This window comes from Hyphomicrobium sp. 802 (assembly GCF_000526135.1).
Taxonomy (GTDB): domain Bacteria; phylum Pseudomonadota; class Alphaproteobacteria; order Rhizobiales; family Hyphomicrobiaceae; genus Hyphomicrobium_B.
The window spans coordinates 2414722-2438586 of record NZ_JAFM01000001.1 but is presented as its reverse complement, the minus strand read 5'-3'; the positions used below and the strand labels follow the sequence as shown (position 1 = coordinate 2438586).

The 23865-nt window shown below is 61.5% G+C and carries 25 protein-coding genes; 13 read left to right on the top strand and 12 right to left on the bottom strand.

Annotation, left to right across the window (positions count from 1 at the left end):
• Positions 1–7: 7 nt before the first annotated feature.
• The 3 genes from queE (at position 8) to queF (ending at position 1581) form a co-directional block, all read left to right on the top strand.
• Complete coding sequence (queE, locus tag HYP802_RS0112200; protein WP_013947586.1) at positions 8–640, top strand: 7-carboxy-7-deazaguanine synthase; 633 nt, start codon at positions 8–10, stop codon at positions 638–640.
• 86 nt (positions 641–726) lie between these two features.
• Positions 727–1113 carry a 6-carboxytetrahydropterin synthase gene (locus HYP802_RS0112195; RefSeq protein WP_013947585.1) on the top strand — a complete coding sequence of 129 codons (387 nt, stop codon included), beginning with the start codon at positions 727–729 and terminating at the stop codon, positions 1111–1113.
• A 6-nt stretch (positions 1114–1119) separates the two neighbouring features.
• Positions 1120–1581 (top strand): preQ(1) synthase, encoded by a 462-nt coding sequence (gene queF / locus HYP802_RS0112190; RefSeq protein WP_013947584.1) that lies wholly within the window; start codon positions 1120–1122, stop codon positions 1579–1581.
• A gap of 42 nt (positions 1582–1623) precedes the next feature.
• Here queF and HYP802_RS0112185 read toward each other — a convergent pair whose 3' ends face one another.
• From HYP802_RS0112185 to HYP802_RS0112175, 3 genes are all read right to left on the bottom strand, one after another.
• The gene (locus HYP802_RS0112185; RefSeq protein WP_013947583.1) at positions 1624–1923 is read right to left on the bottom strand and encodes a hypothetical protein; all 300 of its coding nucleotides are present in this window, start codon (positions 1921–1923) and stop codon (positions 1624–1626) included.
• A gap of 235 nt (positions 1924–2158) precedes the next feature.
• Positions 2159–3082, bottom strand: a complete 924-nt coding sequence (locus tag HYP802_RS0112180; protein WP_013947582.1) for a pirin family protein — start codon at positions 3080–3082, stop codon at positions 2159–2161.
• Positions 3083–3115: 33 nt separating this feature from the next.
• A complete protein-coding gene (locus tag HYP802_RS0112175; protein WP_013947581.1) occupies positions 3116–3577 on the bottom strand; it encodes a DCC1-like thiol-disulfide oxidoreductase family protein in 462 nt (153 codons plus the stop codon).
• A 168-nt stretch (positions 3578–3745) separates the two neighbouring features.
• Between HYP802_RS0112175 and HYP802_RS0112170 the strand changes: the two genes are divergently transcribed.
• From HYP802_RS0112170 to HYP802_RS0112155, 3 genes are all read left to right on the top strand, one after another.
• Entirely contained in the window at positions 3746–4168 is a 423-nt protein-coding gene (locus tag HYP802_RS0112170; protein WP_013947580.1) for a lysozyme inhibitor LprI family protein, read from the top strand.
• Positions 4169–4438: 270 nt separating this feature from the next.
• Positions 4439–4933, top strand: coding sequence for a DUF992 domain-containing protein (locus HYP802_RS0112165; RefSeq protein ID WP_013947579.1), 495 nt, complete (start codon positions 4439–4441; stop codon positions 4931–4933).
• Between the two features lie 318 nt (positions 4934–5251).
• Positions 5252–5650: a hypothetical protein gene (locus tag HYP802_RS0112155; protein ID WP_013947578.1), complete on the top strand. Its 399-nt coding sequence runs from the start codon at positions 5252–5254 to the stop codon at positions 5648–5650.
• A gap of 17 nt (positions 5651–5667) precedes the next feature.
• Here the strand turns inward: HYP802_RS0112155 and HYP802_RS0112150 are convergent, their stop codons facing one another.
• The 3 genes from HYP802_RS0112150 to speB form a co-directional block, all read right to left on the bottom strand.
• Positions 5668–6366: a ParB-like protein gene (locus tag HYP802_RS0112150; protein ID WP_013947577.1), complete on the bottom strand. Its 699-nt coding sequence runs from the start codon at positions 6364–6366 to the stop codon at positions 5668–5670.
• Between the two features lie 135 nt (positions 6367–6501).
• Positions 6502–6813: a hypothetical protein gene (locus tag HYP802_RS0112145; RefSeq protein WP_013947576.1), complete on the bottom strand. Its 312-nt coding sequence runs from the start codon at positions 6811–6813 to the stop codon at positions 6502–6504.
• Positions 6814–6942: 129 nt separating this feature from the next.
• Positions 6943–7968, bottom strand: a complete 1026-nt coding sequence (gene speB, locus HYP802_RS0112140) for an agmatinase (RefSeq protein ID WP_024275840.1) — start codon at positions 7966–7968, stop codon at positions 6943–6945.
• Between the two features lie 218 nt (positions 7969–8186).
• Here speB and HYP802_RS0112135 point away from each other — a divergent pair, with 218 nt between their 5' ends.
• Entirely contained in the window at positions 8187–8486 is a 300-nt protein-coding gene (locus tag HYP802_RS0112135; protein ID WP_024275839.1) for a hypothetical protein, read from the top strand.
• Between the two features lie 77 nt (positions 8487–8563).
• On the opposite strand, the gene HYP802_RS23635 is transcribed toward HYP802_RS0112135, so the two are convergent.
• On the bottom strand, positions 8564–8719 hold the full coding sequence (locus tag HYP802_RS23635; RefSeq protein WP_155831218.1) for a hypothetical protein: 156 nt from the start codon (positions 8717–8719) through the stop codon (positions 8564–8566).
• 347 nt (positions 8720–9066) lie between these two features.
• Here HYP802_RS23635 and HYP802_RS0112120 point away from each other — a divergent pair, with 347 nt between their 5' ends.
• The gene (locus HYP802_RS0112120) at positions 9067–9414 is read left to right on the top strand and encodes a DMT family protein (RefSeq protein WP_013947571.1); all 348 of its coding nucleotides are present in this window, start codon (positions 9067–9069) and stop codon (positions 9412–9414) included.
• Positions 9415–9549: 135 nt separating this feature from the next.
• Here HYP802_RS0112120 and HYP802_RS0112115 read toward each other — a convergent pair whose 3' ends face one another.
• A complete protein-coding gene (locus HYP802_RS0112115; RefSeq protein WP_024275837.1) occupies positions 9550–10599 on the bottom strand; it encodes a hypothetical protein in 1050 nt (349 codons plus the stop codon).
• A gap of 210 nt (positions 10600–10809) precedes the next feature.
• On the opposite strand from HYP802_RS0112115, the gene HYP802_RS0112110 reads away from it, so the two are divergent.
• Positions 10810–11196 carry a YidB family protein gene (locus HYP802_RS0112110; protein ID WP_024275836.1) on the top strand — a complete coding sequence of 129 codons (387 nt, stop codon included), beginning with the start codon at positions 10810–10812 and terminating at the stop codon, positions 11194–11196.
• A gap of 9 nt (positions 11197–11205) precedes the next feature.
• On the opposite strand, the gene HYP802_RS0112105 is transcribed toward HYP802_RS0112110, so the two are convergent.
• Both HYP802_RS0112105 and HYP802_RS0112100 read right to left on the bottom strand, forming a co-directional pair.
• Positions 11206–12849, bottom strand: a complete 1644-nt coding sequence (locus HYP802_RS0112105; RefSeq protein WP_024275835.1) for an isovaleryl-CoA dehydrogenase — start codon at positions 12847–12849, stop codon at positions 11206–11208.
• A gap of 21 nt (positions 12850–12870) precedes the next feature.
• A complete protein-coding gene (locus HYP802_RS0112100; protein ID WP_024275834.1) occupies positions 12871–13305 on the bottom strand; it encodes a GNAT family N-acetyltransferase in 435 nt (144 codons plus the stop codon).
• Positions 13306–13889: 584 nt separating this feature from the next.
• On the opposite strand from HYP802_RS0112100, the gene HYP802_RS0112095 reads away from it, so the two are divergent.
• Together HYP802_RS0112095 and hspQ are read left to right on the top strand one after the other, a co-directional pair.
• On the top strand, positions 13890–14951 hold the full coding sequence (locus HYP802_RS0112095) for a CoA ester lyase (RefSeq protein WP_013947566.1): 1062 nt from the start codon (positions 13890–13892) through the stop codon (positions 14949–14951).
• 50 nt (positions 14952–15001) lie between these two features.
• The gene (hspQ, locus tag HYP802_RS0112090; protein WP_013947565.1) at positions 15002–15334 is read left to right on the top strand and encodes a heat shock protein HspQ; all 333 of its coding nucleotides are present in this window, start codon (positions 15002–15004) and stop codon (positions 15332–15334) included.
• A 271-nt stretch (positions 15335–15605) separates the two neighbouring features.
• On the opposite strand, the gene HYP802_RS0112085 is transcribed toward hspQ, so the two are convergent.
• Entirely contained in the window at positions 15606–16418 is an 813-nt protein-coding gene (locus HYP802_RS0112085) for an invasion associated locus B family protein (protein ID WP_013947564.1), read from the bottom strand.
• Between the two features lie 344 nt (positions 16419–16762).
• Here HYP802_RS0112085 and HYP802_RS0112080 point away from each other — a divergent pair, with 344 nt between their 5' ends.
• Positions 16763–18553 (top strand): extracellular solute-binding protein, encoded by a 1791-nt coding sequence (locus tag HYP802_RS0112080; protein ID WP_024275833.1) that lies wholly within the window; start codon positions 16763–16765, stop codon positions 18551–18553.
• The gene (locus HYP802_RS0112075; protein WP_013947562.1) at positions 18550–20091 is read left to right on the top strand and encodes a class I adenylate-forming enzyme family protein; all 1542 of its coding nucleotides are present in this window, start codon (positions 18550–18552) and stop codon (positions 20089–20091) included. The genes HYP802_RS0112080 and HYP802_RS0112075 overlap by 4 nt, the downstream gene beginning before the upstream one ends.
• 287 nt (positions 20092–20378) lie before the next feature.
• Here the strand turns inward: HYP802_RS0112075 and mfd are convergent, their stop codons facing one another.
• Positions 20379–23864: a transcription-repair coupling factor gene (gene mfd / locus HYP802_RS0112070; protein WP_013947561.1), complete on the bottom strand. Its 3486-nt coding sequence runs from the start codon at positions 23862–23864 to the stop codon at positions 20379–20381.
• Position 23865 lies beyond the last annotated feature (1 nt).

The following is a 23865-nucleotide window of genomic DNA, read 5'->3' as shown; positions in this document are numbered from 1 at the left end:
ATCCGGCATGTATGCCGTCAAAGAGATCTTCTATACGCTACAAGGCGAGGGCGCGAACGCCGGGACGCCTGCGGTGTTTTGCCGGTTCGCCGGCTGCAATCTCTGGAGCGGTCGCGAGCAGGACCGCGCCAAAGCCACCTGCCAATTCTGCGATACCGATTTTGTCGGTACGGACGGCCCAGGCGGCGGACGCTTCGACACGGCCGAAGTTCTCGCCCGTGCCTGCCGCGACGCCGCGATGCCCACAACGGATTCGCCGAAGTTCGTTGTTCTAACCGGCGGCGAGCCGATGCTGCAGGTCGATCAGGACCTCGTCGATGCACTCCACGCCGAAGGCTTCCGCATCGCCATGGAGACGAACGGCACGCTCCCCGCGCTCGATACCATCGACTGGATCTGCGTCTCGCCGAAAGCAGGCGCCGACCTGAAACAGCGCCACGGCCACGAGTTGAAGCTCGTCTTCCCGCAAACGGGCATTGATCCGGCCGGATACCTCGATCTCGCCTTCGAGCAGCGGTTCCTCCAGCCGATGGACGGCCCCGATCAAGTTGCAAATACCCAAGCCGCTATCGCCTACTGCAAGGCCAATCCGGCCTGGCGGCTGTCGGTGCAGACCCACAAATTGCTCGGAATCCCTTAACGTTCGGGCTTTCCGCGCCCGTTTGGCGCGGATTTGGCCTGCTACCGGGGGTGGCGGACGCCGGGAAAATCCCCTATTTGAGCGCCATGCAGATCTATAAGGAATTCCGGTTCGAGGCGGCCCATTTTCTGCCGTCGGCACCGCCAGGCTCGCCGAATTCGCGCGTGCATGGCCATTCTTTCCGTGCGCGCATTGTCATCGACGGCGAACCCGGACCAAAAACGGGCTACATCTTTCATTTCGATGAGCTTGCCGCCGCGCTTGCCGACACCGAAGACGCGCTCGACCACCGCATGCTGAACGAGATCGATGGCCTCGAAGCGCCGACGCTGGAACGCATCGCCATGTGGATCTGGAACCGCCTCGCCAACCGCATCCCCGGTTTGGCCCAGGTCGAAGTTCACCGCGATAGCTGCAACGAGGGTTGCATTTACCGTGGGCCCGCGCCCGAAACGCGCCTGGCTGCGGAGTAACGCGCCATGGCGGCATCGAAGCCGGACGTCACGCAGCTCGGCAAACAGGTCGGCATTCCCGACAGCCCTGAGAAAGCCGAGCTTGAGCGCGTTGCCAATCCGCATACCGATACGGATTATCTCGCCCGCTTCACGGCGCCGGAATTTACCTCGCTTTGTCCGGTGACCGGCCAGCCCGACTTCGCCCATCTCGTCATCGATTACGTGCCGGGAAAATGGCTGCTCGAGAGCAAGTCGCTGAAGCTTTACCTCGCCGCGTTCCGCAATCACGGCGCGTTTCACGAAGACTGCACGGTTGCGATCGGCAAGCGCATCGCCGCGCTCATCAAGCCGAAATATCTGCGCATCGGCGGCTACTGGTATCCGCGCGGCGGCATTCCGATTGACGTCTTCTGGCAAACAGGCGCGGCGCCGGCGGACATCTGGCTGCCCGATCAAGGCGTCGCGCCCTACAGGGGACGAGGCTAAGCTCGTCCCGTCCCCCTGAGAGAGATCGCTACTTAGGTCCGATTACCAGCGATTGTAGTAACCGTGGCGCCAGTGACGGCGGTACGGACGATAACCGTAGTAGTACGGACGCCCGTAGTAACGGCGGCGCCAATAAGGGCGATAGCCGTAATAGCCACGACGCCAATAGCGATGGCGGCCGTAATATCCGCGCCGGTAGTACGTCTTCTCGACCGCGCTATTGCCGCTCTTTGCAACCGCATCGATCGCAGCGACGTTGCCGCCGACGGCCGCAGCCTGAGCACCGGTCGCAGCGAAGCCAAGGCCCAACGCCAGGGCAACGGCTAGGAACAAGTTTCGCATTTTGGTCTCCCGAGATTGTTGCTTCACGAGTTCGCTTGTCCCTTCACACCGCCCACCCAAATGCGGTTCTGCGAAACGGCAAACGGTGTGATCCGCACCCACCACGGAGCACCAACTCAGGATGAAATATGGGCGTCACTGCCGCCGGATTTGCGACCCGCAAGTGAACCGCAGCTAACACGTTGCTTTATTCGAAAAATATCGCCACGCGCGGAACTTTAAGATGAGAATCCAGTTAGCGGTCGTCCGGCAGCGGAATAAATTCCTCTGCGTCGCCGGGAACGATGTCGAAACGGCCTTGCCGCCACTCGTCTTTCGCCGCCTCGATGCGGTCCTGCGATGACGACACGAAATTCCACCAGATGTGCCGTGGCCCATCCATCGGCTCTCCGCCGAGCAGCATGAGCCGTGCATTCGACTCCGCAAGAATGGAAATCCGGTCGCCCGGCTTGAAAACGAGAAGCTGTCCGGCATCGAACGACTGCCCGGCAATATCAATGCGGCCCGACGCGATATAAACGGCACGCTCGTCGTAATCGGGATCGAGCGGCAGAACTGCGCCCGGCGCCAGCATTGCTTCCGCATAGAACGAGGCGTGCGGAAACTCGGCAGGCGACGTCTCGCCGTAAAGACTGCCCATGATGATGCGCACGCGCTTTCCATCGCCTTCCAGCCGAGGCAACGCGGCGACGTCGAGATGCACGAAGCTCGGCGCCGTCTCTTCGTGCGATTTGGGCAGCGCCATCCACGACTGGATTCCGAACAGGTCTTGCCCAACGGCGCGCGCCTCAGGCCCCGTACGTTCGGAATGAACGATGCCGCGGCCCGCCGTCATCAGATTGACCTCGCCGGGCCGAATGGACAACGCCGATCCGAGGCTGTCGCGATGCGTGATCTCACCGTCGAAAAGATACGTCACCGTCGCCAACCCGATGTGCGGATGCGGCCTGACGTCGATCCCCTTCCCCGCAATGAACTGCGCCGGTCCCATCTGATCGAAGAAGATGAAAGGCCCGACCATCTGGCGCTGTGCCGAAGGCAAAGCACGGCGTACCGAGAAGCCGCCGAGATCGCGCGCCCGCGGAACGATCACTTGCTCCACCGCATCGCAAGATCGCCGGTCGCCCGGAATAGGATCGTTATGGGTCAGCCAGCTCATCGTTACCTCCATTATTCAAACGAAAAACGACCGTCATGGCTCGGTCAGAAAGCGAGCGGTCTCGCTCGGCGTCGGACGTCGGCACGCCTGCCGCTCCCCGAACCACTTCAGTCTGTTGCGCTGGACCCAATCGTAGATCCGGTCGCCAATGGCATCGGGAACAATGCGCCCGGCGAAACCGAGGAACCGCCACGGTTGCGGCAGCGTCCGCGCCGCCGCGAGAACACCGGCCCACCGCGTATAGGGCAAACCGTCCCTGAGAACCATGAATGTATCGAACGCCGCCGCGTCGAGGCCGTAATGCCGATAGAGCGCTTGCGGCAACGGATCCTGAATGACTGCGAAGCGGCTCTCGCCCTTGGGATCGCGCGCAAGCATCCACTGCACGCCGCCCGAGCACAGCACGCAGAGCCCATCGAAAATTACGATCGGACGCGTGTCGTCGAACGGCGGCACAGCCGCATCGTCGCGATAGCTGTAAGCTTCGGCACGCATCGGATCTCTCATCCCCAGACAATGTGGGGGTTACGGTAAAAGACGGCAATTGCAGAGAAAACGTTTCATTCGCCATGCTGCCGAAATCTTCGCTCCGACAGCCTTCCGATAGGGCGCCGCTCCGTCTAACACATCGACTTGGAACCACAGCCGCCCGGAGTTCGCCCCATGCCGCATCTCGACGCCAGAACGCTTTGCATGATCGTCGGAGTTTCATCGCTCGCGTTCGCCGCACCCGCCTCAGCCGATGAACCGATCGATTGCGCCAAAGCGGAATCGACCGTCGAAATCAATTTCTGCGCTGACAAGGAGTATCAAGCCGCCGACAAGGCCCTGAACGCGGCTTACGCTTCGGCGTTGAAGGTCACCCGCGCCCGCAACCTTGAGAAGCCCTACGACGCAAAAAGTTTCGAAGAGGCGCTGCGGGGCTCACAGCGCGCCTGGATCGCCTACCGCGATGCCGACTGTAAGGATGTCATGGCGCAGGTATGGACCAACGGCACCGGTGCCACCTCCGCGATTCTCGGTTGCATGACCGACAAGACGCTGCGGCGCACCAAGGAATTGAAAGAGATGCTGGAACCGCAGTAGGCATCCCGACTCGCTCAAGATTGAACGGCGCATAAAAAGTCAATTATCCGAGACGTCATCCGTCTAATTGATAAGCATCAATTGGCGTCCGCTTCCATCCGAGGTACGTCTGCACCACATCAGTTGCAGCCACTGTAGGGTGCCTTTAGGAAGCTACCTCACAGTGTCAGTACGGGGCTCGAAATATCCGACCGTTTTGAGTTTTCTTATCTGCGTCGTCCGTGGCCAATAGTGGCTGCGAACGATCGAGCGATGTCAGGAGAGACGACAATGACCCTTTCGCCCATCCGTTTGCGCCTGTTGGCAGGCAGCGCCGCGCTCCTCGCAGCAGCGCTCGCAACGGTTTCGCCCGCATCAGCCGACCCGAAGGTCGCGCTCGGCACGTTGACCTGCCACGGCCATGGTGGCGTGGGCCTCATCTTCGGTTCGAAAGAGAGCATGAACTGCGAATTCACGACGGCGGTCAGCGGACGCGTGTTCCCCTATCACGCGACGATCACCCAGGTCGGCGTCGACATCGGCTTCACCGGCGCCAGCACGCTCGTCTGGACGGTTCTCGGCGGCACGAACGCCATGCCGGGCGACGCTCTTGAAGGAAGCTACGGCGGCGTCACGGCGGGCGCGGCCGTTGGGATCGGTGCGAGCGCCAACGCTCTCGTCGGCGGCTCGAATCAGTCCGTCGTACTCCAGCCGGTCAGCGTCGAAGGCCAGACGGGTCTCAATCTCTCAGCGGGTGTTGCAGGCTTGACGCTGACGCGGTCGTAATCGATCGCCAGTCGCGGCTCGCTCTTACCTTGTCGGTGATGACGTCACCGGCTGAAGCCAGACGCATCGTCCTTACGCGGCGGTGTTAACGCGCGATCTGCGACGGCTTGATCTTCCCGGAAAAAATAGCGCTCCGCATCTCGTGCGGGGCGCTTTTAATTTGCTCGCTGCCATCCAAACGAACCACGACGAAAGTCCGCATGCCGACGACTCAAGCTGTGCATAGATCATTCGTTGAGTATATCTGCAACATTTTTTAGCCATGCGAATCAATCGGTTTGGTCTACTAAGGCTCAACAACCCTGCGAGGAGAAACCGATGACGGACCTTTCCAAAAACGTCGAAGAAATGTTGAGCCGCCTCGCCGAGAATGCCCGCACCGAGCAGGACTTCGTCCGCACGCTGTCCGATGCGCTACGCCGCGTCGACGAGCAGTTGCTGCGCGACGTCCGCAACGTCTCACTGCAGCATGAGCTTCGCCGCGAAGCGATCCTCGGCGAACTTCAGGAACTGGCGTCCCGTCTTTGCGCGCTGCCGGTTCGCGGACCCGCTCAGCCTGTTCAGGCCATCGATCAGCAGGACCATCATCATCAGGTCCAGGGCGAGATCGAACCGCCGCCGGGCATGGCAGCCGGAGCCGACTGGCGCCAAGCAGCTCAGAACATGCAGAACATGAACGACGAGTTCGAGTTCAGCTTCAACACACCGCGCCACTGATCTGCGGCGTTGGCCGTTCAGCGGCCGATGTAACCCGGCATTCTTGCCGCCTCTCGCGACCGGGCAAGCCACATGGCCCGGTCGTGTGCATAGTCAAAATCGCGCCGGACCGTCGAACGCGGGATGCGCGTGCGGAAGAAGTCCGCCCATCGGAATTCGGCATAGGGCTTGCCCGTCTTGGCGAAGCCGCCCGCCCCTCTCACCGACCACGCCAGATCCCGGTACGGATCGCACCGCATGTCATCGAGCCGCTCGGGCAGTTTCGTCGGAGCGACCGCACGGCCATGCCCGTCATAAGCGTGCAGCAATCCGAGCTCGGCCATCTTCTGCAAAAATCTCTTGCGCGGCAGATGCGAAAGATCGCCGACCACCGTCACGAACGCCTCTTCGACGTCGCTTTTGAGCAGCGCCAGACTCAAATGATGATGATCGATAATGAAGAGATCGTCGTTCGGCCCGCGGACGGCCGGGATCGGCCGGTCTTCCAGAAAGCGGCGGAGCTTGCGGTTGTTGCGCGCCCGCCGCTCCACTTTATCGCGCTTGGCGGCGACAGCCCGCATGCCGACCGCCATTTGCGTCGGCCGCAGTTCTTCGAGCGGCACGCTCAGCAGTTTTGATTTTCGAGGCTGCACCCTAATGGGCGGCAGCGAGACAAGGAAAGGGGGGACAACTGGCGACGCGAACGCCGGTTCACGCGAGACGGCAAGCAACGACATGACTTCCCAGAGTGCGAATTGAACAGTGGCTTAATCATTTCGTCGCCATGGTTAAAATTTCATTGCCACCCGTTCGCACACGCGCATCGTCCGCCGCCGAGCGCGCCCAAAACGCCTTTGAGATACCGGAAAATTTTACCGCGCCGCCGTCTCGGAGATGCCGCGCCGATGAGCGACCTCTTTGGCCGACACTTCGCCTGCCGCAACCAGCGCATCGACACATCGCTTCGAAAGCCCGGCACCGACGGCTCGCATGCACGACCGTACCTGCGGACTGTTCGGACTATAGGCGCTGCAATGCGCATAATAGTCGGTTGCACACGCGATCTGCACCCGAAGACTGACGGCGTTGGCATTGCTCGCAAGCAGTGTGGCCGTAGCCAGCGCTATGATCGAGACGCCTGCCGAACGGGTGCCGGTCCGCAGCACACAGGTCCAAGACGCCATGGGAAACCTCCTTCTCGTCGCTGAAAAAGAGAGCCACCACGGCTCTCGTGACGAGGAGACATAGCGGCAGGCAGCAGCCTCCCGCTGTTCCCGGCGAAACGGGTCATCCGTATGCAAACGATGCCAATGTCAGTCGGGAGCGTTTCCGACGCGCGGAACCGGATATGAGGCCGCGACGGCCCCGTTTTGCCGCGCGACCCGGCACGCCTGCTCATAGACGACCGTTGCGGCCGCCAACGCCGTGACGCCGCCTTGATCGTAAGACGGAGCTACTTCGACGACGTCACAGCCGACGATCTTCAAACCATCGAGTTGTCGCAACATGGCGAGTAGCTCCCGCGGCATCAGCCCGCCAGTCACCGGCGTGCCGGTTCCAGGCGCGAAAGCCGGATCGAGACAATCGATATCGACCGTGAGGTAGCAAGGATTGTCGCCGGTGAGCGCCTTCACCATCGACGCGACGGCCGATGCACCTTTATCGGCGACGACCATGTTGTCGAAAATGTTCATGCCTTTCGGATCGTCCACCCACGTCCGGATGCCGATCTGGCTCGACTTTGCCGGATCGATCAGCCCGTCGTCGATCGCCTGGGCGAACATCGTGCCGTGATTAAGTTCGACGCTGCCGTCCCTGCCGACTCGCGGCGTCCACGTATCTGTGTGCGCATCGAAATGGATGAGCGTCAGCTGGCCGTGCACCTTCGCGTGCGCCTTCAGCAGCGGATAGCTGATGAAATGATCGCCACCCAGCGAGCACAGGAATGCGCCCGTTTCGACCACCTTCGTCGCCGCATCTTCAATGGCAGCCGGAATCGTTTGCGGAAAGCCGTAATCGAGCCACGCGTCGCCGAGATCGACAACATTCACATAGCTCAGTGGATTGAAGCCACCCGGATACGCCTTGAGCTCGGCAAGTTGCGCCGATGCGCACCGAACCGCATCCGGCCCCAACCGTGCGCCGGGCCGGTTCGACGTCGCGATATCGAGCGGCACACCGAGGACCGCGAAATCACCCGCCTTCGCCTGCTTCACGCGCGGCGACCTCAGGAACGTGTGCGTCCCTGAATAGGTTTGTTCGGAAGAAAGACAGTCGGGAGAAGGAGATGCGGTCCACGCGTTCGCGTGCACACCGCCGGGAATGGTACCGGAATGCATGACGACCTCGATTGTATACGATGTCGTCCGGCCGACACCTTCACAATCTACCGGGCCGAGCCCGGTGCCTCCGTTTCGCGGCCGAAAGAGAATGCCTGACCCAATATTCTAGTCAAGCCCTCAAACGCATGGCTGCTTTTCCGGCAAAAAGGGCCCAAAAGAACCGCTTCCCCCGTCAGCGCGTTAGCACAGGAGAATAGGCTTGATGGATGCGAAACATGACCGATCTCGTCGATCTCGATGCTGAAAGACTGCTGCGCGCCGAGCGTGATGCCGAACTGGCACGCGCCGAACTTCTAGCGAAATGCGAAGCCGCCATCGAAGCCGTCGGTAACGACGTCGCTGGATTTGCGCTGATCGTATGGAACGGCAACGGCGAGATGCGAACGGTCTACGACGCCTCGAAAGGACCGATCGGAGCGGCCCTTCTCCCGACGCTTGCATCAGATGCTCTGAACCGGCACGTCGCCGTCATGCTGGCGAAAGACGACGCAGCCGACGATTCAAGCACAAGCTGATGGCTCATGAGCGGCGAACAAAACAAAACCCAGAGCGTGCGCTCTGGGTTTGTGCGTTCCGTTCAGCCTCTCGGCGCTTAGTGCAGGAAGCCGAACAGATGCAGACCGATGATGACGACCAGCGGAACGCCGGCGAACCAAAGGATGAGATCGCGTGCCATTCTTTTCTCCTCAATGCTTGACCGGTGGTGTGGGAAGCGGCTCGTCCGGAACGTCGCGGTGCGGTTCGTCATGTCGCGCCGGTTCGTCTGGACGGGCATTTTGCGCGAGGCTGAGAAGTGCATCTAGATTGCGCCGCGCGTCCGCCAAATGTCGTTTGGCTTCATCCCGGCGCAGCACGACGCTGTTTTGAGCAGCGCTGCGTAAGTCCTTCTCGAGTTCCCAAAGCGTCTTAAGGAGCTTCGGAACCGTTTCCTGAATGCTGCGAGACATCCATCCACCTCGTCACGTGCAACTGAGGCGTGAACGCGTGCGGATTATTTCCGGTTCCGTTTTTTGGTGATCCGTCGTAGGCGGTAGACTTCGAGGGAACAAACGCCTCGAATGTGCATTCTGCAACGCGCCCCATAACGGACAGCCGATGATCCCTCAGTCGCTCCTGCCCATCGTCCTGCTGACGATGTCGAACGTCTTCATGACCTTCGCCTGGTACGGTCACCTTAAATTTACGAACAAGCCGCTGTGGCTTGTCATCATCGTGAGCTGGGGCATTGCCTTCTTCGAATACTGCTTAGCCGTTCCCGCCAACCGCTACGGCAGCGCGGTCTATAATCCCGCTGAACTGAAAACCATGCAGGAAGTCATCACGCTGACGGTTTTCTCGATCTTCTCCGTCACGTATCTTGGTGAAACCCTCACCATCAATCACGCCGTCGGCTTTGCGTTCATCGCCCTCGGCGCGTTCTTCGTCTTCAAGGCGCCGCTGTAAAAGCGCGACTTCGCGACCAAGCGAACTCGACCCACCGCCATCCTCGGCTTTATGCCGAGGATCGATCGTGCAGCAATGCAGATGTGGAAACGGCATCCAAGCACGACGCCAAGGGACGAAGCCAAATGCGCTCCGCTATTTGTTGAGCGGCACGTTCAACTGCAACTTGCTCGATACGCTCTGCGCTTCATCCGCAACGCCGAAATTATCGACCCCGGCCGAAACGCTCAGCGAGTATGCACTTGAATCCGTGTAGGTCACACCCGCGCCGACCGATTGCGTCGCATCGAACGAGGTATCAATGCCGTCCTTGTGCGACGTCGAGAGATCGAACTCGCGCTGATAGCTCAGATAGGGCGAAAGCTTCGAGCCATCGTCGAGCTTGAAGTCGTGATTGATCTTCGGCGCTAGGATGAAAGAGCTACGCTCGTCGGCGCCCGTCGACTCTGCGAATTCGGCATTCCCGGTTTGCCATTGCGTGCGCGCGTCAAAACTCAACAGCGGCGTCGCTTGCAAGGTCACGTAGGCAGAAGCCTTCTGATCCGCGACGACGCCCGGCGTGCCGTAATTACGCGTATCGCCGCGCTCGATCGAGACGCCGACCTTCGCCGCCTTGTTGAAATTATAGTCGGCGCCCAAACCCGTCCGCGTCGACTGATCGGGCGACCCGTTGTAGCCGTTGAGGTCGACGTTGGTCCAAACGTCGAGCGGCGTCTTGCGTTCGATCGGCGCCGCCGGCATTGCGAAGTCGGGTTTGATGGTCTCGCCGAATGCGGGTTGCTCCAGCGTCACGGACGCGCTGCGCTTGTTGTAGTCGCGCAAGGTGCCAAGGCTGGTCCGCACCGAAACGCCGGTATCCGTCGTGCTGAACGTCGCCGGAATGTCGTTGGTGTCGGTCGCGATCCAAGGAATGCCATCTGACTTCGGCGCCGGCTTCTTCGGCTGCGGCAAGTCCGTTGGCTGCGTGCTGAGGTCAAGGTCCACACTGTAGCCTTCGCACGGCTGAAACGTCGTGAGCGCCGTCGTCGTCGTCACGTCCGTACAGTCGTCGGCACGGGCGGCGGCGGTGGCGGCAACGAGGGCGGCGAGGCTCACGCAGCCGAGACGCAGGCTGCGATATCTCAGGGGGGCGATTGAGGTTTTCACGATCATGAGTGCGAGGTAGCCACGAACTTTGATCATCATGTGGCGATATGGTGAATCGCCGGCCGCCGAAACCCTCCTATGCCATTCGTTAATAGGTCGTTTTTCCTAGACAGCATTTACGGGAATGTCGCACAGTTTTGGTATACTGTGAGTTTGGTTTCCTGCACGAAACGCGTGCGCTCGCCCCCGCTAATGCACGTAGAATTTGCAGTCGCCATCGGCAAAAATTATCAACAGAAAGGGCAATGCATGACCTGGAGCGATGCGCTGAAGGGAGTTGTCGGCAATCTCGTTGGACAAGCCGAGCAAGCGGCCCTTCCCGATCTCATCAAGGGCGTTCTCGGCAACGAAGGCCTGCAGACGATCCTTTCGAAATTGCAAAGCGCCGGTTTCGGCGATCAGGTGCAGTCGTGGTTCGACAAGAACAAGGACAGCCTGCCGATCACGCCGGACCAGATCAAGACCGCGCTCGGGGATGAGCACGTCCAGCAGATCGCGAAGTCGCTCGGCATTCCGGTCGATGCCATCCTGGCAGCCCTTGCCAAGGAACTGCCGCAGGTTGCAGAGACGGCAGGTCCTGCCGCAAATCCTTCGGCGTCGGCGGATGCATCATCCACGCCCGACCCGAAAGGCTGACCGGACGCCTTAATTCAACACCGGGGCCGCGCGTTCGATGATGGCCCTGGTGTCCGTTCCCGCCTGCAATAGTCCGAAAGCGCCGCCTGCCTCGCCCGCAAGACGCGTCGCGCAGAACGTCTCTGCAATTTCGCTCGGCGCGTGCCGGATCAGCAGCGCTGCCTGCAAGGCCAGCACCAGGCTGCGAACGAACACCCGCGCCTGCGCTTCATCGAGGCGCCCTGCGCTTTCCTGAAGCTTCGTAACGAACGCCGCCAGCCTGCGATCCGCCTTCGCAGCTTCGCGCAGTTCACCCTCCAGCATGTCCATCGCCGTCTTCGACCGCGACAACGCCCGCAGCACATCCAGGCACATGATGTTGCCCGAACCTTCCCAGATCGAGTTAAGCGGCATCTCGCGATAGATGCGCGCCAAATTGAACTCCTCGACGTAACCATTGCCGCCGAGCACTTCCATCGCCTCCGCCGCAAACGCCGGGCCACGCTTGCAGATCCAGAATTTCGCGGCGGGCGTCACGATGCGCCGATAGGCGAGCGACGCTTCGTCGTCTTCGTCGTAGGCGCGCGCAAGCCGCATCGTCAGCACGGTCGCAGCCTCGGACTCGATCGCAAGGTCGGCCAGCACGTTCGCCATCAACGGCTGATCGACGAGAAACTTCTGAAACGCCCGCCGGTGCTGCGCGTGGTGGATCGCCTGTACCAAACCCTGCCGCATCAGACCCGACGTTCCGATGGCGCAGTCGAGCCGCGTATAATTGCCCATCTCGATGATGGTCGGGATGCCCCGCCCTTCCTCTCCCAGAAGCTCGCCGTGCGCGCCCTCGAACTCCACTTCGCTCGACGCGTTCGAACGATTGCCGAGTTTGTCTTTTAGCCGGCGAATGTGGATCGCATTGCACACGCCATCGGGCGTCCAGCGCGGCACGAGAAAGCACGTCGGACCAGCAGCCGTTTGCGCCAGCACAAGGAATGCATCGCACATCGGCGCCGACATGAACCACTTGTGCCCGCTCAACTTGTAGAAGCGACGCGTCCCGATGCTGCGATAGAACTCCGCGCGCGTGACGTTGGCGCGCAAATCCGAGCCGCCCTGGTTCTCCGTCATCGCCATGCCGATCAGCGCCCCGGTCTTTTGCGCGACGGGCCGGAAACTCGGATCATATGTTCGCGAGTAAATCCTCGGCAGCCATTCGTCCGCGATGGCGGGCGCGTGTTTCAGCGTCGCGACTGACGCATACGTCATCGACACCGGGCAGTAGACCCCGCTCTCGATCTGCGCCAGCATGAAACAACCCGCCGCGCGCGCGACATGCGCACCTTTCCGCGGCTCGGCCCACGGCGCTGTGTGCAGCCCGGCCTCCAGCGCCAGCCCCAAGAGCTTGTGCCAACTCTGGTGAAAGTGGACCTCATCGAGACGATGACCATAGCGGTCGTAGATCTTGAGTTCAGGCACGTGGCGGTTGGCGTCCGCGCCTGCCGCGATCATCTCCTGCGTTCCGAGTTGCCGCCCGAGCATCGCGAGACGCGCGGCCGCCCAGCCTGCGTTCTCGCGCGCCAAAGCCTCGCCAAGCACCGTGTCGCTCGACAGCAGATTGTAATTTTCGAGCGGCGGCGGCTGGTTCGTGACGTCGATCATCGGCGCACCTTCGGGCATGATGCGGCACTCTCGTTGCAGCTAAATCGACATTTCCAGCTGCACCTGATCGCGCCGTCCGTCAGCATAGCCTTTTTCTGGACTGAAGAAGCCCCGGTTGACGTTGATTATCCGGAAACCGCGACGAAGATAAAAATTGATGTTGTCGGTTTCCCACGCGCCCGTGCCGACAATCAGGCGGCCAATCTTATTCGCACGACAATGATAAACGACGGCTTCGATCAAGCGCGTGCCGAAACCCTGCCGTTGAAACTCGGCGCGAACCGCGAGGCTCACGAGTTCGATATAATCCGTTTCCTCGACGAAATGCGCCATGCCGACAATGGACGTTCCATCGAATGCAGCGAGAATTGTGCCTAAACGGTAGTAGCTTTCGATTTGGCTGTCGGACTCGTCGGCAAGCCGAAAGAGCGGCAGCAATGCTGTTCTTCTGCCCTCATAAACATTGATGGTCACGCGATGGCTCCTCCCCTTCGCGAATTACGCCGGCGCGGCGCCGCTTGTTTCCGCTAATCTCAGGACTGGTCAAAGCTGAACCGCAAAGCAGGCTGTCTTGAAAAAACTTATCCCCGCGTTCCCAGCAGCCCGCATACTAACCCCACCTCGCCTCGAAGATACGACGGACAGTCTCGAGACCGTTTGGAGATTGGGGGTGAGCGGCTGGTCGAACGTTTGCGGCACAAGGGGGTAACGGCCCGAGGCCCGAACGGAGCGAACCGTCCGGTGATCCGCGCGAATACGGTACCAACCGTCGGAGGAGTAAGGAACCTCCCATGCCGGACCGGTCGATCAGAATCCCAGCTGCGGAGCGCGCCAAGGCGCTGTTTCATTCTTCGGAACGAGAACGGCACCAGGTGCCGGCGCGCTCCGTCTCCGATTTTCCCGCCGGTGCGACAAGCACGCGGCGGCGAGCGTGTGTGGCGCGCCTTGCGGCCGGCTCCCCGCAGAGGAGTCGCAAGGCGCCTTCAAAGAGTTGACAGCCGCCGCACGTCCCCTAAAGGATGCACGATCCTCCAAACGTTTGAACAGGATAGCTGCCGATGGCTTCGACGCGCACGCCCGCCAAGCACTTTTCGCCCCTCGCCATTGGCGCGCCGGAGCCCTATCGCACGCTGCCTGTGAAGCTTGAGCGCATGATCCATTTCGTGCCGCCGCACAACGAGAAAATCCGCTCCAAAATCAAAGACCTGGCGTCCCAGGTCGACGTCGTACTCGGCAACCTCGAGGACGCCGTGCCGATGGACCAGAAAGAGAACGCCCGCAAAGGCTTCATCGAGATGGTCCGCGACAACGACTTCGGCGCAACCGGCGTCTGGACCCGCATCAACTGTCTGAATTCGCCTTGGGTTCTCGATGATGTCACCGAAATCGTCGCCGCCGTCGGCAACAAGCTCGACGTCATCATGCTACCGAAGGTCGAAGGCCCGTGGGACATCCACTACCTCGACCAGCTTCTGGCCCAGCTCGAAGCCAAGCACGGCGTCAAGAAGCCGATCCTGATCCACGCCATTCTCGAAACCGCTGAAGGCGTCAACAACGTCGAAGCCATCGCCGCAGCCTCGCCGCGCATGCACGGCATGAGCCTCGGCCCGGCCGACCTCGCCGCCTCCCGTGGCATGAAGACGACCCGCGTCGGCGGCGGCCACCCCGATTACGGTGTGCTGGCCGACGCCCAGAAGGACAATCCGTCAGCACCGCGCGCCTTCTACCAGCAGGACCTTTGGCACTACACCGTTGGCAAGATGGTAGACGCCTGCCTCGCCTACGGCCTGAAGCCGTTCTACGGCCCGTTCGGCGACTTCTCCGACCTCGCCGCCTGCGAAGCCCAGTTCCGTAACGCTTTTCTCCAGGGTTGCCTCGGCGCCTGGACGTTGCACCCGACCCAGATTGAAATCGCGAAACGCGTGTTCTCCCCCGATCCGGCCGAGGTGAAATTCGCCAAGCGCATCCTCGACGCCATGCCGGACGGCACCGGCGCCGTCATGCTCGACGGCAAGATGCAGGACGACGCCACCTGGAAACAGGCCAAGGTCATCGTCGATCTGGCCAAGATCGTGGCCTCGAAAGACGCTGAGCGCGCGGCACTTTATGGCGACCTCTAGGGCGCGGATATGGGCTTGCGCCACGACCGCAACCGCCACACATTCACGCCATGAGTGACATTAAGCACGCGAAGTTCTCGATCGGTCAGGTGGTCCGCCATCGGCTTTATCCGTTCCGCGGACTGATCTTCGACATCGATCCGGAGTTTGCGAACACCGAAGAGTGGTGGCTGTCGATTCCTGAAGAGGTCCGCCCTCACAAGGACCAGCCCTACTATCACCTCTTCGCCGAGAACGCCGAGACGACCTACCTCGCCTACGTGTCCGAGCAGAACCTGCTGCTCGACGATACGCAGCAGCCGCTGCGCCATCCCGACATCGAAGATCATTTCATCATCGACGGCAACGGCGGCTATCGGCTTCGCCCCGAAGCGAATAACTGACCCCTCTCACCTAACGTCGTCTTCGTAACATCGTCATTCTCGATCGGACGAGCCTGCGAAGCCGATCGGGAATCCAGCGTAAGACGGCTCTGAAGGCTCAAGCCCTCCCTCGAAGCGCCCTGCCACTTCTCGCCAAGGAGAGAGCGCCCTCGGCGTCAGTCCGAGAGAGGCAACCGCTGTCTGCCTGGAACCGCATCCCGTACCCACGCAACAAAAAACCGCCCCGACAGGATCGGGGCGGTTTCGATTTAGAGTAACGCTCGTCCGACGATTACTTCTTCGTCGAGCTCGTCGTCGTCGGCGCCTTCTCGATCGGAGGTGCGCCTGGACCATCGAGCGGCAGATTCTTCATCTCGCTGGCCTTCCACTTCTCGGCCGCCTGCTGCTGACGCTGGCGGATTTGCGCCATCAGCTGGCTGCGAGCTTCGGCGTACTTTTTGTTGTCGACCGGAGGACCTGCAGCGGCTTCGTTATAGCCGTCGAGCGGAACCGGGAAGCCGATCGGCTGTGCCGCAGCGTTCATGGCCAGAACCATGATGCCGCCGCCCGTCGACATTTCCTTCAAGATCTCAGGCGTCGCTTCCGTCTCGGCCGTGCAGCCGGCCGGATGGCAGAGCGCATAACGCAGCTCGATAGGCTTCAGCTGCTTCTCGTCGATCTTCTCGCCCTTCGACGCAGCGGCCCATTGGGCCTTCGTGTAAACGGCAGCGCGAATGCCCGGCGGGATGGCCATGCCGAGCGGCACCATGATCATCAGCGACTTCTTGGGCGAGCCCTCGACGGTGCGGATCGCCGCCGAAACCAGAACCATGCCGGTATTGCCGTCGAGACGCTCATGATGCGTGAGGCAGAGCGACTTCTCGGTCTTGACGTCCTTGCCGTCGGGCCCCTTCGTGACGACAGGCGCCTTCTCGCAAAGCTTGACCCATGCGCTTTGGGGTTTAGCAGCGGCGGTCTTCGCAGGCGCCGGCGCCTTTTTGGCGTCCGCGGCCTGAGCGCCGGCGGACGCAGCAGCGATTACCGCCAACATAGCAACGGCTGAAACGAGCGCCCTACCGCCCGTGCGCAATACTGCGTTTGCCATCAACGTAAAAATCCTCGCTTGTTTTGAACCAGCCCCGCCGGTTCGTCCCCTCAAAGTCGCCGCGCCGTTTGCTCGACATTGCAAGCTCGCGCAGACCCGGCATATACCTCTTGCCGTTCCTGAGCCGAGTAAGGCTCCGAATACGGCAATCCCGTGACCGGATCGAGCCCCTATTGGGGGCTTTTCCGCAGCCTTCTCAAACGTGGCCGCTCTGCAACTGCGACAAGCTGGACAGCAGGTCGAAACCGCCGCTAGAACATGCCCACGGCTTATTCGATGGGCATCTTGAGTGCCGGGAATTATCCCGCTTTACCAAACACGTGGACGGCTTTCTGGTGCCTGGAATGTCATTTGGGAAATTCTCTCTCGCACTGCTGCTCGTGGTCACGCTTGGCTGGAGCGCTGAGGCCGCTCCGGTTAGCGCCGTCGCACTGCACGGAAAACCGCTCTTTTCGGACAATTTCACGGCATTCCCCTACGTAAATCCGAACGCGCCGAAAGGCGGCAAGCTGACGCTCGGCGTCCTCGGCTCCTATGAAAACGTCAACCCGCTGATCGTCGGCGGCACGCCCGCATCCGGCATTCGGGAATTTGTCATCGAAGGTCTGATGGCGCGCAGCCTCGATGAGCCCTTCACCCTCTATGGCCTGCTCGCCGAGACGATCGACATCGCCGACGACCACAAATCCGTGACGTTCGCCATTAACCCAGCCGCGCGATTTTCCGACGGCCAGCCGGTCACCGCCGAAGATGTCCTCAACTCGTTTCAGCTGCTGAAGGACAAAGGCCGCCCCAATCACCGGACCTATTTCGCCAAGGTGACAAAGGCCGAAAAGATCGGCGATCGCAGCGTTCGCTTCACGTTCGAAGACGCCAGCGATCGAGAACTGCCGTTCATCCTTGGCCTGATGCCGGTCTTCGCCGCCCACGCGACCACGCCGGAGAAATTCGAAGCTGCCTCGATGACGCCGCTCGTCGGCTCCGGCCCCTACACGGTGTCGAAAATCGACGCCGGGCGCTCCATCATCTACCAGCGCAACCCGAACTATTGGGGCAAGGACCTTGCCGTCAATCGCGGCCGCTTCAACTTCGACGAGATCCGCTTCGATTACTACCGCGACGCCTCATCCATGTTCGAAGCCTTCAAGGCCGGTAACATCGACCTGCGCCTGGAAGAAGATCCGGGCCGCTGGGCCACGGGCTATAATATCCCCGCCGTCCGCGACGGGCGTATCATCAAAGCTGAGTTCGACATCGGCTTACCGGCAGGCATGACAGCGCTCGTCTTCAACACCCGCCGGCCCATCTTTGCCGATCCCATGGTCCGGCACGCTTTGATGATGCTTTTTGATTTCGAATGGTGCAACCGCACGCTTTACAACGGTCTCTATAAGCGCACCGAAAGCTACTTCGAGCGTTCATATCTCGCCTCCACCGGCCATCCCGCCGACGCTTACGAACAAAAGCTGCTCGCGCCGTATCCGGATGCCGTTAAGCCCGAGATCATGGCTGGCACCTATCGCTTCCCGACGACTGACGGCAGCGGCCAGGACCGCCCGACCCAACGCGCAGCCTTTGCGCTTTTGAAAAAGGCGGGCATGGTCCTGAAAGACGGCCGCATGATCAACGGCAAGACCGGCCAGACTCTTTCTTTTGAAATTCTTGCCAACAGCAACGCGCAGGAGGCGCTGCTTCTTAGTTACGCGCGAAGCCTCGCGCCGCTCGGAATCCAGGCGCGCGTCCGCCTCGTCGATAGCGCCCAGTATCAGGCGCGGTTGACCGAATTCGATTACGATATGATCCAGAACACCTGGTACGCATCGCTCTCTCCCGGCAACGAACAGCTCTTCCGCTGGTCGGAAAAAACGGCTGACGCAAAGGGCTCGTTCAATTTCGCCGGCGTCAGAAACCCAGCCGCCGACGCGATGATCGACGCCATGCTCGCCGCTAACACCGAAACGGATTTTGTCTCTTCCGTACGCGCATTGGATCGCGTCCTGCTGTCGGGCGACTACGTCGTGCCGCTGTTCTACACGCCGCGCCAATGGGTGCCCTATTGGGCGCGCCTCAAGCATCCCGACAAGACACCTCTTTTCGGCTATTCCGTCGACACATGGTGGACCGAGCCGAAATGACACCGTTAGACGGCACGCCCTTCAACATGGCGGAATACGCTATCGGTCGGGCCGCACGCAGCACGCCCGATAAAACGGCGCTGCTCGTCTACGATACCGCGACGCCCGAACGGCCGCAGGAAAGCTGGACGTTCGCCGAGATCGAAGACGCTATCCTGCGCCTCGCAGCAGGACTGGCAGAGCGCGGCCTAAAGCCCGGCGACCGGATCGCCATTCGCCTTGGTAACTCCAGCCAATCGGCGTTGCTGTTCTTTGCGGCGATGGCCGGCGGCTTCATCGCTCTCCCCTTGTCCGATCAGTTGACGGCAACGGAACTGAAATCGCTTCTCGAAGACAGCGGCGCCACGGCGATCGCAACATCGTCGCCGCTCACCGATGACATCATGCCTGGCGCGATCGTCCTGACATCCGCTGACGTCGCTTTACTGATGCGCGGACCGACGCGCGCCGACTACGCACCGACCGCCGCCGACGATCCCGCATTCCTGATCTACACCTCCGGCACGACGTCGAAACCCAAGGGTGTGCTGCACGCACAGCGCTCCGCTCTCGGCCGCCGCCCGATGTATCAGGGCTGGTATGGCATCACGCCCGATGACCGCATGCTGCACGCAGGTGCCTTCAACTGGACGTTCACGCTTGGCGTCGGCTTGACCGACCCGTGGGCGAACGGCGCAACGGCCATTGTCTGTACCGGCGATAAGGCGCCCGAGCTTTGGCCAGCCCTTATAGCTTCAACCGGCGCGACGCTGTTCGCCGCCGTGCCCGGCGTCTATCGCCAAATTCTGAAATACGCGCGCCCCGAACGCGGCACCCTAGGCCAGCTTCGCCACGGACTGACGGCCGGCGAAACGCCGCCGCCCGGCTTGATCGAAGAATGGACCGCAACCACCGGCCTGCCGCTCTACGAAGCCCTCGGCATGAGCGAGATCTCGACGTACATCTCGACAGGTCCAGACGTGCCCTATCGCTCCGGTACCGTCGGCAAGCCGCAAGCTGGACGCCGCATCGCAATCCTTCCCGCGGACGGCGGTAATCAACCGTTGCCGACTGGCGACGAAGGCCTGATCGCCGTCCATCGCACCGATCCCGGCCTGATGCTCGGCTATTGGAACCGCCCAGACGAGGAAGCTGAAGTCATGCGCGGCGAATGGTTCGTCGGCGGCGATCTCGGTTCCATCGACGCCGATGGCTACGTCACGCATCTGGGCCGCGCCAACGAACTGATGAACGCGGGCGGCTATCGCGTCTCGCCGCTCGAAATCGAAGCCGCACTCGCAGCCTGCCCCGGCGTGGCCGAAGTCGCGTGTTCGGAACTCCGCACACGGAGCGATGTATCGATCATCGGCGCATTCGTCGTCGGCAACGATGCGGAGAAAATCGACGCCGACACCGTCAAAGCCTTCGCCTCCGAACGCCTCGCTGCCTACAAGGTGCCGAAAGAAATCGTCTTCGTCGACAAACTCCCCCGCACCGCCAACGGCAAGGTGCAGCGGAAGGCGCTCAAACTTCCGCTCTCCCCTCGGGGAGAGGGTTAGGGTGAGGGGGCGGCAAATGCCGTGCCCCATTCAGTCCCAAAGCAGTCACCGAGTGTCATCCTGGGCTTCATGCCGAGTATCCATCGTGCAATACGCTTACTGATGGATGGATCCTCGTGGCAAGCCCGAGGATGACTGTAACAAGGCGTCCCGCCATCCATTCCAAATAGCCGTCATCCCGGCGAAGGCCGGGATCCAGTCATGCCTCTGAATAACGGATGCGGATCGTTGTCTGGGTGCCGGCCTACGCCGGCATGACGAGGAGGAAAGATCCCGCATAAGGCAGGTTAAGCCGCCTTTTTGGTTTTCGCGGCGAGGTCGGCGAACTGCTGCACCAGCGCGCGCACGCCCTTGAGACGCAGCTCTGGCAAGTCCCAATCCGAGCGATAGACGAGCCGCTGATCGGGCTGCACCTTGAGAAGCCCGCGTGAATTCTGCACGAGCGAGATGAGTCCTTCGGGGTTCGCAAACCGCCCCTTGTAAAGCGTGATGACGGCGCCCTTGGGACCCGCATCGACCTTCGCAATTCCCGCCGTACGGCAAAGCCCTTTGATCTCCATGACGTCGAGCAAATGGCCGACTTCGTCCGGCAGCGGACCGAAGCGATCGACCAATTCCGCTGCGAACGCATCGATCTCGGAGCGCTTTTCGAAACTCGACAAACGCCGATAGAGACCGAGGCGAAGTTGTAGATCCGTGACGTAACTTTCCGGAATCATGATCGACGTACCGAGCTGGATCTCCGGGCTCCACTTGTCGTCCGCTTCGAGATCGCCGCCCTTCATCGCCGCGACCGCCTCCTCGAGCATCGACTGATAGAGCTCGAAGCCGACCTCGCGAATATGACCCGACTGCTCTTCGCCGAGCAGGTTGCCTGCGCCGCGAATATCTAGATCGTGCGATGCCAGCGAGAAGCCCGCGCCAAGCGTATCGAGCGATTGCAGAACCTTGAGCCGCTTCTCCGCGCCCTCGGTCAGCTTTTTATCGGGCGGCGTCGTGATGTACGCGTAAGCGCGCGTCTTGGAACGGCCGACGCGTCCGCGAAGCTGGTAAAGTTGCGCCAAGCCGAACATATCGGCGCGGTGCACGATCAGCGTATTCGCATTCGGCACGTCGAGACCGGACTCGACGATCGCCGTCGAAAGTAGAATGTCGTATTTGCCCTCATAGAACGCCGTCATGACGTCTTCGAGTTCGGTCGGCGACATCTGCCCCGTAGCGCGCGCAAACGCCAGATCGGGCACCGCTTCACGCAAGAATTCCGCGATGTCGTCGAGATCAGAAATGCGCGGCGCGACGTAGTACGTTTGGCCGCCACGGAAGCGTTCGCGTCTGAGCGCTTCCTTCAAAATCACCGGATCGAATGGCGAAATAAACGTGCGCACCGCGAGGCGGTCGACCGGCGGCGTCGTGATGAGCGAAAGTTCGCGCACGCCCGTCAGTGCAAGTTGCAGCGTGCGCGGGATCGGCGTCGCCGACAGCGTCAGCACGTGCACGTCCTCGCGCATCTTCTTTAGGCGTTCCTTGTGATTGACGCCGAAGTGCTGCTCCTCGTCGATGATGAGTAGTCCGAGCCGTGCGAAGTCGATGCCCTTGCCAAGCAGCGCATGCGTGCCCACAACGATGTCGACGTTGCCCGACTTCAGTCCCGCCTTCACCTCGGCGAGGTCCTTCGCACTGACCATGCGCGACGCCTGCGCGATCGTCACCGGCAAGCCCTGAAAGCGCTGCGCAAATGTGCGGTAGTGCTGCCGCGCCAGCAAGGTCGTCGGCACCACGACCGCAACCTGCAAACCGTTCATTGCAGCAGTAAACGCCGCGCGAATGGCGACTTCCGTTTTGCCGAAACCGACGTCGCCGCAAACAAGGCGGTCCATCGGCTTTCCTGACGCCATGTCGGCAAGAACGGCATCGATGCTCGCCGCCTGGTCTTCCGTCTCCTCGTAAGGAAAGCGCGCGACGAATTCATCGTAAGCGCCGGTCGGCGGAATGAGCACGGGTGCTTCCCGCATTGCCCGCATCGCTGCGATCTTGATAAGTTCGTTGGCAATCTCGCGCAGCCGCTTTTTGAGTTTGGCCTTGCGTGTCTGCCAGCCGACGCCGCCGAGACGGTCGAGCTGCGCGTCACCCTCGTCCGAGCCGTAGCGCGACAGCAGCTCGATGTTTTCGACGGGCAGGAACAGCTTGTCGCCACCCGCGTAATGCAGTTCCAGACAGTCGTGCGGCGCGCCGAGCGCGGTGATCGTCTGCAACCCATGAAAGCGACCGATACCGTGATCGCTGTGCACGACGAGATCGCCGACCGAAAGACTCGTCGCCTCGGTGAGAACGTCAGCGGCCTTTTTCGCCCGGCGGCGCTGCCGCACGAGCCGGTCGCCCAGAATGTCCTGCTCGGCGATGACGGCAAAGTCCGGCGTCTCGAAGCCTTCCTCAATGCCGAACACCGCGAACGCCGTCTCCTTGGGGCGCATCGCCTGCACGCCAGCGAAGTCGTCGACCTTCACGGTGTCCTTCAGGCCATGATCTTCAAGCAGAGTGATGAGCCGTTCGCGCGCGCCCGGCGTCCAGCATGCAAGGATGACGCGCCGGTTGTCGCCTTGAACGCGCCGGATATGCCCGACCGCCGCATCGAAGACGTTCGCGTCCGGATTGGCGCGCTCGGCCGCGAACGTGCGCCCGCGCTTGCCGTGCATCTGATAGACGTTCGTCGTGCCCGGATCGTCGAACGGCGTCAGGCGCGAAACGGTGCGCGCATCGAGCGCCGCCTTCCAGTCCTTGCCGTCGAGGAACATTTGATCGGGCGGCACCGGCTTGTACGGCGGCGCGCCGAAACGCTGGCCTTCGAGCGAGTCGACGCGCGCTTCATAGTGCTCACGGATCTGTTCGAAGCGCCGCTGCACCGCTTCATCGGCCAGATGATCGAAACTGATGCCGACACCCGGGAGGTAATCAAACAGCGTCTCGAGGTTCGGATGAAACAGGGGCAGCCAGTGCTCCTGGCCGACATAGCGGCGCCCGCTGCTGACCGCTTCGTACAGCGGATCGTCGCCCGTGTTGCCGCCGAACAGCGCGACGTAGCGCGTGCGGAACAGCGCCGTCGCCGCTTCGCCGAACGCCACTTCGCTGACCGGCATCAGCGAGAATTTCGGCACCGGCTTCTGCGAGCGCTGCGTCTCGGGATCGAACGCCTTGATGGTCTCCAGCTGGTCGCCGAAGAAATCGAGCCGGATCGGCAGGCTGCGTCCCGGCGGATAAAGATCGACGATGCCGCCACGTTGCGCGTATTCGCCGGGCTCCATCACCGTGCTCGAACGGTCGTAACCGTAGGACTCCAGCCGCCGGATCAGATCGGCCGGATCGAGCCGCTGCCCCGGCGCAATCGTCTTCACCGCGCCGCGAATGAAGCTGCGCGGCGGTACACGCTGCAAAATCGAATTGACGGTCGTCAGCACCAGCGTCGGCTTTTTGCGGCCCCCAACCGCGAGCTTGCCGAGCGCCGTGATGCGCTTCGAGACGATCTCCGGATTGGGGCTCGTGCGGTCGTAGGGCACCGTATCCCACGACGGAAACGGCACGATTGCAACGTCGGGCGCGAAGAACGCCACCGCCGCCTGCAGCTCGTCGAGCCGCCGGTCGTCGCGCGCCACGTGCAGATGAATGCCCGGCAGATCGCCCGAGCGCGCGGCCTTCGTCACGTCCGCGATGACGCGGCCGTCGAAGCCTTCCGGAACGCCTGAAAAGATTGCGCGTGAATTTTGAACGTCTGTCGTCATC

What these genes read in the sequence shown, in the direction of transcription:
- HYP802_RS0112195 (WP_013947585.1), top strand. Translation starts at nt 727, where the DNA reads ATGCAGATCTATAAGGAATTCCGGTTCGAGGCGGCCCATTTTCTGCCG.
- speB (WP_024275840.1), bottom strand. Translation starts at nt 7,968, where the DNA reads ATGCATTCCGGTACCATTCCCGGCGGTGTGCACGCGAACGCGTGGACC.
- HYP802_RS0112105 (WP_024275835.1), bottom strand. Translation starts at nt 12,849, where the DNA reads ATGCCCGAAGGTGCGCCGATGATCGACGTCACGAACCAGCCGCCGCCG.
- HYP802_RS0112175 (WP_013947581.1), bottom strand. Translation starts at nt 3,577, where the DNA reads ATGCGTGCCGAAGCTTACAGCTATCGCGACGATGCGGCTGTGCCGCCG.
- HYP802_RS0112115 (WP_024275837.1), bottom strand. Translation starts at nt 10,599, where the DNA reads ATGATGATCAAAGTTCGTGGCTACCTCGCACTCATGATCGTGAAAACC.
- HYP802_RS0112135 (WP_024275839.1), top strand. Translation starts at nt 8,187, where the DNA reads ATGACCGATCTCGTCGATCTCGATGCTGAAAGACTGCTGCGCGCCGAG.
- HYP802_RS0112085 (WP_013947564.1), bottom strand. Translation starts at nt 16,418, where the DNA reads ATGGCAAACGCAGTATTGCGCACGGGCGGTAGGGCGCTCGTTTCAGCC.
- queE (WP_013947586.1), top strand. Translation starts at nt 8, where the DNA reads ATGTATGCCGTCAAAGAGATCTTCTATACGCTACAAGGCGAGGGCGCG.
- HYP802_RS0112110 (WP_024275836.1), top strand. Translation starts at nt 10,810, where the DNA reads ATGACCTGGAGCGATGCGCTGAAGGGAGTTGTCGGCAATCTCGTTGGA.
- HYP802_RS0112145 (WP_013947576.1), bottom strand. Translation starts at nt 6,813, where the DNA reads ATGGCGTCTTGGACCTGTGTGCTGCGGACCGGCACCCGTTCGGCAGGC.
- HYP802_RS23635 (WP_155831218.1), bottom strand. Translation starts at nt 8,719, where the DNA reads ATGACGAACCGCACCGCGACGTTCCGGACGAGCCGCTTCCCACACCAC.
- hspQ (WP_013947565.1), top strand. Translation starts at nt 15,002, where the DNA reads ATGAGTGACATTAAGCACGCGAAGTTCTCGATCGGTCAGGTGGTCCGC.
- HYP802_RS0112170 (WP_013947580.1), top strand. Translation starts at nt 3,746, where the DNA reads ATGCCGCATCTCGACGCCAGAACGCTTTGCATGATCGTCGGAGTTTCA.
- HYP802_RS0112185 (WP_013947583.1), bottom strand. Translation starts at nt 1,923, where the DNA reads ATGCGAAACTTGTTCCTAGCCGTTGCCCTGGCGTTGGGCCTTGGCTTC.
- queF (WP_013947584.1), top strand. Translation starts at nt 1,120, where the DNA reads ATGGCGGCATCGAAGCCGGACGTCACGCAGCTCGGCAAACAGGTCGGC.
- HYP802_RS0112180 (WP_013947582.1), bottom strand. Translation starts at nt 3,082, where the DNA reads ATGAGCTGGCTGACCCATAACGATCCTATTCCGGGCGACCGGCGATCT.
- HYP802_RS0112080 (WP_024275833.1), top strand. Translation starts at nt 16,763, where the DNA reads ATGTCATTTGGGAAATTCTCTCTCGCACTGCTGCTCGTGGTCACGCTT.
- HYP802_RS0112155 (WP_013947578.1), top strand. Translation starts at nt 5,252, where the DNA reads ATGACGGACCTTTCCAAAAACGTCGAAGAAATGTTGAGCCGCCTCGCC.
- mfd (WP_013947561.1), bottom strand. Translation starts at nt 23,864, where the DNA reads ATGACGACAGACGTTCAAAATTCACGCGCAATCTTTTCAGGCGTTCCG.
- HYP802_RS0112165 (WP_013947579.1), top strand. Translation starts at nt 4,439, where the DNA reads ATGACCCTTTCGCCCATCCGTTTGCGCCTGTTGGCAGGCAGCGCCGCG.
- HYP802_RS0112150 (WP_013947577.1), bottom strand. Translation starts at nt 6,366, where the DNA reads ATGTCGTTGCTTGCCGTCTCGCGTGAACCGGCGTTCGCGTCGCCAGTT.
- HYP802_RS0112120 (WP_013947571.1), top strand. Translation starts at nt 9,067, where the DNA reads ATGATCCCTCAGTCGCTCCTGCCCATCGTCCTGCTGACGATGTCGAAC.
- HYP802_RS0112075 (WP_013947562.1), top strand. Translation starts at nt 18,550, where the DNA reads ATGACACCGTTAGACGGCACGCCCTTCAACATGGCGGAATACGCTATC.
- HYP802_RS0112095 (WP_013947566.1), top strand. Translation starts at nt 13,890, where the DNA reads ATGGCTTCGACGCGCACGCCCGCCAAGCACTTTTCGCCCCTCGCCATT.